Origin of the sequence: Mesorhizobium sp. LCM 4576 (assembly GCF_001854815.1) — a bacterium.
In the GTDB taxonomy this organism is placed as follows: Bacteria; Pseudomonadota; Alphaproteobacteria; order Rhizobiales; family Rhizobiaceae; genus Mesorhizobium; species Mesorhizobium plurifarium.
Genome location: NZ_MDDT01000034.1, coordinates 1 through 8,063 on the forward strand (window position 1 = coordinate 1; position 8,063 = coordinate 8,063).

General features: G+C 62.8%; 6 protein-coding genes. 2 read left to right on the top strand and 4 right to left on the bottom strand.

Going from position 1 to position 8,063, the window contains the following annotated elements; genetic code table 11:
- Window positions 1-140: 140 nt before the first annotated feature.
- Entirely contained in the window at window positions 141-2,474 is a 2,334-nt protein-coding gene (locus LCM4576_RS20670) for a response regulator (protein WP_071034288.1), read from the bottom strand.
- Window positions 2,475-3,302: 828 nt separating this feature from the next.
- Here LCM4576_RS20670 and LCM4576_RS20680 point away from each other — a divergent pair.
- Window positions 3,303-5,306 (top strand): PAS domain-containing sensor histidine kinase, encoded by a 2,004-nt coding sequence (locus LCM4576_RS20680; RefSeq protein ID WP_071034291.1) that lies wholly within the window; start codon window positions 3,303-3,305, stop codon window positions 5,304-5,306.
- 35 nt (window positions 5,307-5,341) lie between these two features.
- Here LCM4576_RS20680 and LCM4576_RS20685 read toward each other — a convergent pair whose 3' ends face one another.
- Entirely contained in the window at window positions 5,342-5,911 is a 570-nt protein-coding gene (locus tag LCM4576_RS20685) for an HXXEE domain-containing protein (protein WP_041011202.1), read from the bottom strand.
- A gap of 253 nt (window positions 5,912-6,164) precedes the next feature.
- Here LCM4576_RS20685 and LCM4576_RS20690 point away from each other — a divergent pair, with 253 nt between their 5' ends.
- A complete protein-coding gene (locus tag LCM4576_RS20690; protein ID WP_071034293.1) occupies window positions 6,165-7,133 on the top strand; it encodes an alpha/beta fold hydrolase in 969 nt (322 codons plus the stop codon).
- Window positions 7,134-7,311: 178 nt separating this feature from the next.
- Here the strand turns inward: LCM4576_RS20690 and LCM4576_RS20695 are convergent, their stop codons facing one another.
- Both LCM4576_RS20695 and LCM4576_RS20700 read right to left on the bottom strand, forming a co-directional pair.
- Window positions 7,312-7,530: a 4-oxalocrotonate tautomerase family protein gene (locus tag LCM4576_RS20695; protein WP_071034295.1), complete on the bottom strand. Its 219-nt coding sequence runs from the start codon at window positions 7,528-7,530 to the stop codon at window positions 7,312-7,314.
- A 195-nt stretch (window positions 7,531-7,725) separates the two neighbouring features.
- On the bottom strand, window positions 7,726-8,063 hold a 338-nt coding region (locus LCM4576_RS20700; protein ID WP_198540280.1), incomplete at its 5' end, for a polyprenyl synthetase family protein.

Here is an 8,063-nt window from a genome sequence, read left to right on the forward strand (position 1 = left end):
ACATGCGGCATTTCGATTCACCTGCGACCTTCCCCGGACAGCCCTGCCTTGCGGGGGAGATGGCCGGCAGGCCAGAGGGGGGTTGGCGGGAACTCGGCAGTCGATCTTTWTCGAGAGTTTGCCCTCGTTCGGCAAAGCGCTCACGCCGTCTTCGCCGCCACCGTCTCGCTGAGCCAGGTGCCGATCTTGGCGCCGAGGCGGTCGGGCGAGACCGGCTTGGGCAGATAGTCGTCCATGCCGGCCTCGATGCATTTTTCGCGATCGCCCTTCAGCGCATGCGCGGTGACGCCGATGATCGGYGTGTGGTCGCCGTCCCGCGCTTCGATGGCGCGGATGGCGCGGCTCGCCTCATAGCCGTTCATTTCCGGCATGGAGACGTCCATCAGCACCAGCCGGGGGCGCAGCGAGCGGTACATCTCGACCGCGGTGCGGCCATTGCCGGCGATGCGGTAGCTGAGACCGAAGCCGTTGAGGATCTGGCCGAAGACCAGCTGGTTCACGTCATTGTCCTCGGCGATCAAGATATCGATCGGACCGCTCGGCGTGGCGATCGATTCCGGCGCCGCCGGCACGGGCACGGCCGGGCCGCGGATGACGGTGAAGGCCGGCGCCGCCGCCTGGACTGCGGCCGGCTCGCGCACGAAATGCGCCTTGGCGCCCTGCGTCCGCGCCTTCTGGATGGCGGAAATCACCGTGCCCAGCAGCACCGCCGAACGCGCCGGCTTGGTGAGATGCGCGACGATGCCGAAATCGATGACCATCCTGCCGAAATCGACCTGGTCGACCGAGGTGAGCAGCACGACCGGAATGGAGGAAAGCCGGCTGTCGGCGGCAATCGCCCTCGCGACGTCGGCGCCGTTCATGCCGGGCATCTGGTAATCGAGGATGATGCAGTCGACCGAGGCGCCGAGCTGGCAGGCGCGGTCGAGGAAGGCGAGGCCGACGGCGCCGCTTTCGGCGGCCGCGCAGTCGAAGCTCCAGCTTCTGAGCTGCTCCAGCAGGATATCGCGATTGACCGGATTGTCGTCGATGACCAGCACCCGGGCGCCGGTGACATCCATCGGCACGAGCTCGTCGCGCGACTGCTGGTCATGCGTCGGCAGCGACACGACGAACCAGAACACGGAGCCGCGGCCGATCTCGCTTTCGACGCCGATCTTGCCGCCCATCAGGTCGATGAGACGAGCGGATATGGCGAGGCCGAGACCGGTGCCTTCATGGCGGCGAGTCGAGGAGCCGTCGACCTGGGCGAATTTCTCGAACACGTTCTGCAGTTTTTCGGCCGGGATGCCGATGCCGGTATCTTCCACGCGGACCTTGAGCTGGACCACGCCGTCGACGACATCGCCGCCGACATCGACCAGCACATGGCCCTTCTCGGTGRACTTCACGGCGTTGCCGAGCAGGTTGGTGACGATCTGGCGGAAGCGCCCGGCATCGCCGACGACGAAGGCCGGCAAGCGCGGATCGACGCGCACGATGAGCTCGAGGTTCTTTTCGGCGACGCGCGCTGACACCAGCGTCGCCACATCCTCGACCGCTTCGGCCAGGCGGAAAGGGGCGGGGTCGAGCGTCAGCTGGCCGGCATTGATCTTCGAAAAATCGAGGATGTCGTTGATGATGGTGAGCAGCGCGTTGCCGGATTTGACGATGACGTCGGTGAAGGTTTTCTGGCGCGGCGTCAGCTCGGTCTTGGCAAGCAGCTCGGCCATGCCGAGCACGCCGTTCATCGGCGTTCGGATCTCATGGCTCATATTGGCGAGGAATTCGGATTTCGCACGGTCGGCGGCCTCGGCCTTGAACAAGGATGCGGCGCTCTCGGCGAAGGCGCGGCGGATCGCATTCTCCATCGGCCGGAAGATCAGAACCGCGGCAATGGCGATCACGGCGATCAGYAGGCCGCTCGCCCACAGGAGCAGCCGGTCGTTGGAGGCGTCGGCGAGGCGTCGCTCGTCATCGAGCGCTGTGCRCACCTTGACCAGCATAGGCTGGGCGAACAGGTCGTTCTGGTTGCGGATCTCGCGGTAGCTCCATTCGTCGACCTTCTGGGCGGCCGACATCAGGTTGAAGTTGCGCACCATGTCACGCGCCGACCAGAACAGGTCGCCATTGACCGAAGCGGTGTCCAGCGTGTTGAGGGCGCCCTTCGACAGCCGCGGCCTGATCGCGGCGAGCTCGGCGTTCAGGATGCCGATCTCGGCCATCAGGCGTTCGGAATGGCCGCGGGCGGYGGCGGTCAACGCGTCGCGCGTCTCGCTGCGCCAGGCGGTGCCGGTCGTCTCGGCGAAATTGGTGGCGTTGCGCAGGTCGCGGGCGAAGATGACGAAATTGCCGCTGAGAGCATCGACCTCGTGGCGGTACGAATTCACACGGTTGAGGGCGAACATGACGGCGGCGGAGGCCAGCGCGAAGACAAGCAGTCCCGAAATGTAGCGAACCCGGATCGACCGGAGGAAGGAAGAGTATTCCGGCATGCGCAACCCCAACACATACGCATAATTTTAATGGCCGGGATTACGCTTGATTTACATTAAGATTTCGTTGGAGGTGGAGGGCGGACTTTGTCGCAGCTTCTTAATACGGAGGCGACCTACCCCTTCGCGACAAGCTAGACCGAGCGCATTGCCGGGCAGTGCTTTGAAATCGGACGGCTGATCATCAATCCGACGTGTCGGAGAGGATATGGTTTCCCTTGCGTAGCGTGATCCGCCGTTGAGGATGCTCTTCTCTCGCGGCCTGAAAAATGGCGCGGGCAAGCTGGGCTGTAACGGCGCGTGCGAGGACCCGTTCGATGACTTCGTGGCTTTCGGCGTGCCAGAGTTCGATTCGATAGGGTAGCGCTTCAGCCGGACGGGAAGGGTTGGCGCTCCGTGTCATAGACAGGCCTCTGCCTAATTCGTCGGACCGTTCCATCTCGAAACGAAATTGTTCTTGTGTCGCAAAGTGATGTAGCGGTCCGGGTGCTCACGCGTCGCTGCGTAGTAAGCGGCGTAGCCGATGCTGGCATTGGCCGTGACAGCAAGAACTTGTTCGACGCCGTTCTTGGYGGCGTTCCACAACTCGACCCTATACGGGAGTTCGTCATGCTCGGCAGATCCGAGTTCATGGGGGACGGGATTCTCGTCGTCGTCTCCAGGCTCGTTCTCCGGAGCAAAGCTGTACAAATAGCCCGGATTTCTCAGATTGGATGYGAATGCAGATGAATATGTCGCCATTGGCCCAAGCTTGTTGCTATGCCGGATAGGGGCGCCTATGCTGCTGGACGCCCCTGCTTAATGCGAGCGTAGAACGCGGGTTGGACAATGCCACTGATCACAACCGACGCGCAATATCTTTCCGACAGCCATCGCCTCGAATTCTTCATCGACGCTGTTGCCGATTATGTGATCTATACCCTCGATGCAGATGGCTTCATCACCAGTTGGAATGCCGGGGCCGAGAAAATAAAGGGCTATTCGGCCACGGAAATCCTGAGGCAGCATTTTTCCCGCTTCTTCACGGCCGAAGATCAGGCGAACGCCGTTCCTGACRAGATGCTTGCCGCGGCAAAGGAGGAGGGAAGGTACGAGGCCGAGGGCTGGCGGGTGCGCAAGGACGGGACCAGATTCTGGTCGAATAGCGTTGTTCAACGGGTCGTGGACCAAAACGGCCGTCTTCTGGGCTACGCGAAGATCACGCGAGACATCACCGAGCGGGTGGCCGCGCATCAGTCGCTGCTGCAGAGTGAGCGGCGCTTCCGCATCCTGGTCGATGGCGTGACCGACTATGCCATCTACATGCTCGATCCAAGCGGTATGATCACCAATTGGAACGTTGGCGCCGAGCGGCTGAAAGGCTACACCGCCGAGGAAATCGTGGGGCAGCATTTCTCCAAATTCTATACCCGTGAAGAACGCGCAAAAGGCACGCCGCTCCGCSTCCTCGAAGCGGCCATGCAGAACGGGCGGTACGAAGGCGAGGGCTGGCGCGTACGCAAGGACGGCAGCCGTTTCTGGGCATCGGTCGTCGTTACGCCGATCCATAACGAAGCAGGCCAGCTTGAAGGATTCGCCAAAGTTACCCGCGACATCACCGAACGCCGTGCGGCGCACGAAGCTTTGCGTCAAAGCGAGCGTCAGTTCCGCCTTCTGGTGAGCGGCGTGACCGACTATGCGCTTTACATGCTTGATCCCAACGGGCTGGTGACCAGTTGGAATGCCGGTGCGGAGCGCATCAAGGGCTACACGGCCGAAGAAATCATCGGTCAGCACTTCTCACGGTTCTATACCGAGCACGACCGCGCCGCGGGCTTGCCGGCCCGTGCGCTCTCTAYGGCGACACGCGAAGGACATTTCGAGACCGAAGGCCATCGCGTTCGCAAGGACGGAACGCTGTTTTGGGCGAATGTCGTGATCGATCCGATCCGTGACGAGCAAGGAGAGCTGCTCGGTTTTGCCAAGATCACGCGCGACATCACCGGTCGACGCGATGCGGAGGTCGCACTCCGGCAGGCGCAAGCGCAACGCGCTCATGCCCAGAAAATGGATGCGCTCGGTCAATTGACCGGCAGCATCGTGCATGATTTCAACAACCTGCTCACGGTGGTCGACAGCTACGTCCGTAGGGTGAAGAACGCCGGCGTCGATCCCGAAATGAAGCGGGCGACCGAATCCGTGGAGCTTGCGCTCGAGCGCGGCGCCGGATTGACGCGCCAGTTGCTGGCCTTCTCGCGCAAGCATGCCGCCCGCGCCGAGGTCGTATCGCTGGYAGAGCGGGTGGAAGCCGTTCGCGGAATGATAGCGGGTTCCATGCGCAAATCGGTGAAGCTGGTCGCCGCAGTCGGACCCGAAACCTGGCMAGTGAAGGTCGACCCTGGCGAACTGGAGCTTAGTCTCGTCAACATTGCCTTCAATGCGCGGGACGCCATGCCTGACGGTGGCCTGGTAACGATCACGGCGGAGAACATGCTGCTATCGAGCGGCGATAACGCGGCCGGCCTGCAAGGCGAATTCGTCGCGCTAAGGGTGACCGACACTGGCATCGGAATTGCGCCAGACCTGCTTCCGCAGGTTTTTGAACCGTTCTTCACGACCAAAGGGCCGGAGAAGGGCACAGGCCTCGGCCTCGCACAGGTCTACGGTTTCGCGCAGCAGTCCGGCGGCGCGGTCACGATCGACAGCGAAGTTGGCAAGGGCACGACCGTGACGATCTACCTGCCGCGGGCCGATATCGAAGCGGCCGCGCAGAGCGCGGAGCCCGAACAGCCGGCCAGCGTGAATGTAGTGCCATTAAGGACAAAGGGCCGTTTTGCCGGGGATCAAGGCTGATCGGCCGGCCGGCTGCGCTGACGTTGCTGAAGATGCTACGCGTTGGCGAGAGAGCGGTATCGGACAGTCACCACTGCGATGATCGCCAGGTGAAGYAGGATCGCGAGAGCTGCGCCGATCATTTGCGGGACAAGGCCTGCCGTTCTCCCAATCGTCCAGATCGTGGCGACGCTCAGCGGCAAGAACAAAACGATGCTGGTGACGAGGCCGGGATTGTATTTGCGCAGCCGCGCCGATGTGACGAGGTGGGCGAGCGCGTTCACGATCATGATGTAAGGCGCAACCAGGCCCCAAGCGGGTCCCCATAGGAACGCCGCGTAAAGAGCCAGCAGGTTGATGCCCCAGACAAACGGCAGATTGATGATGAGAACCGAGGCGACGGTAAGGGCGTCTCGGCCGCCGAAAACATTCTCGTTCGCGAACTCGCGGAAGCGGTCGCCGGTGTGCTCTTCGACCTGATGGACCATGTAAAACGGGCTGTGCAGGAAGATCAGGAACACCGGCAGCGAAAGCGATACAATGGGTGCAACGGCTATAAACGATGCGGCCATGAACCCTGCACCGATGACCCAGTAATCGGCCAGCCAGGCTTGCAGTCTAAGCATCGGTTCCGGGCATCTCCTCGTTGTCCGTCGRCGATCTTGCACGAACGCTTGCACATCACCAGAACTATTCAAGTGCATGGACGCCTTGGCGCTCCGCGACCATGTCGGACATTGACTGCCGCGACCGCCCCTGAGACAGTCAATGGAAGATGBGCGCCTCCGAAACTTGGCATTCCGTCGGCTCGGCCACCCGTTGCGGCGTCCGGCCTTCCGCCATTGATCGGAGGTGGAAACGCGAGCATGAGAAGCGGCCGTGAGCGAACCTAAACAGCGAATAGTTGCGACCAACGGCATCCGCCTCAACATCGCCGAGCACGGAGACGGCCCCCCGGTTCTGTTGTGCCACGGCTTTCCCGAATCCTGGTATTCCTGGCGCCATCAGTTGAGTGCGCTCGCGGCGGCAGGCTTTCGCGCCATCGCCCCCGACATGCGGGGCTATGGCAAGAGCGATCGGCCGGAAGCGATCGATCAATACACGCTCTTTCATCTGGTCGGCGACATGGTGGGCCTTCTCGACGCCCTTGAAGTTCCCAGCGCCGTCATCGTCGGCCACGACTGGGGCGCGGTCGTCGCCTGGCATGCGGCGCTGCTGCGACCGGACCGCTTCCACGCCGTCATCGGCCTCAGCGTGCCGTTCCGGYCGCGCGCCAATGCGCGCCCGACCAGCCTCATGCCGCGAACGGCGGATTCCCAGTTCTACCAGCTTTATTTCCAACAGCCCGGCGTTGCCGAGGCAGAGCTGGAACGCGACCCCCGGGCCACGGTGCGCAGCATGCTTTACGCGGTATCGGGAGATGCTTCGGGCGGTGGCATCAGCATGGTCCCGCACGGCGCAGGCCTCCTGCAAGCCGTCGAGGTTCCTGCAAGCCTGCCGCGCTGGCTCAGCGAGAGCGACGTCGATTTCTACGCGGGCGAGTTTCAGCGCGCCGGCTTCGCCGGAGGTCTCAACTGGTACCGCAACATCGACCGGAACTGGGAACTGATGGCGCCTTTTGCGGGCGCGCGGATCAAGGTTCCCGCGCTCTACATGGCAGGCGACCGCGACCTGGTGGTCGCCTTCCCCGGCATGGATCAACTGATGGCCAATCTCAGGAACTTCGTTCCTCAAATCCGCGATACACTGATGCTGCCCGGCTGCGGGCACTGGACCCAGCAGGAGCGCCCGGRCGAGGTCAACGCCGCGATGATCGAATTCCTGCGGAGCTTGCCGAACCGCGACTGATCCAGGGGAAAGCGAGTATCGGCTCCGACACGGAAGGTTGGGCGTGCCGCTCGGCAAGCGACTCGCCCGGTCCAAGATCGTGATGGCGTTTCGTTGAATCGCCCTCACGATCTAACTCTTTGTTGGAGCATGATCTTTCTCCGAAAACCGGTTCCCACTTTTCGGGATCATGCTCTAGTCAGGCACTATCCTTGGCCCGGTAGGCGTCGGGAAGAATGAAGACCTCGTCGGCGCGGCCATAGCCGCCGTCGGGAACTTCCTCGATCAGCACCATGGTGTAGGGGCGCACGCCCTCGCCGAAATAGTCGACGAACATCTGCGTGGTCTTGTGGACGAGGTCCTCCTTCTGCGTTTTGGTGAGGGCGGCCTCAGGCATCTTGAAGTTGGCGAAGGGCATTTCCAGGTTCCTTCCGGGTTGGATTTCACGGCTCTGAAGATTGCCGGCGCGGACCGGTCTCAGTTTCGTTGTCCTGGAGCGGATATAGATTGTCGTGGACGCCGGATAATTACCCATCCATCGACAGCAGTATTCGGAGAGAGCGAACAATGGGCGCCGTTGTCGGCCGGCATCGGCCGCCAGCCGCGCTAGGGTTCAGCTGCTGCGCGTCGCCACGAAGGTCGCGGCTTGCTTGAGCAATCCGGCTGCATCGCCATAGGGCTCGAGCAGCGCATGCGCCTGGTCGATCAGGCCGTGGAGCTGGCCGCGCGCCCAGTCGGGCCCATGCAGCGCGGCAAGCGTCGCCTTGCCGGCGGCGGCGTCCTTGTTCGTCGCCTTGCCCATCTGCTTGGCGTCGGCGGTGAGGTCGAGCAGGTCGTCGGCCAACTGGAAGGCAAGACCGATCGCCGAGCCGAATTCCGCCAGCCGCTCGCGGTCTGCGGGCGGCGCGCCGGCGACGATCGCGCCGGCCTCGCAGGCGAAGCGGATCAGTG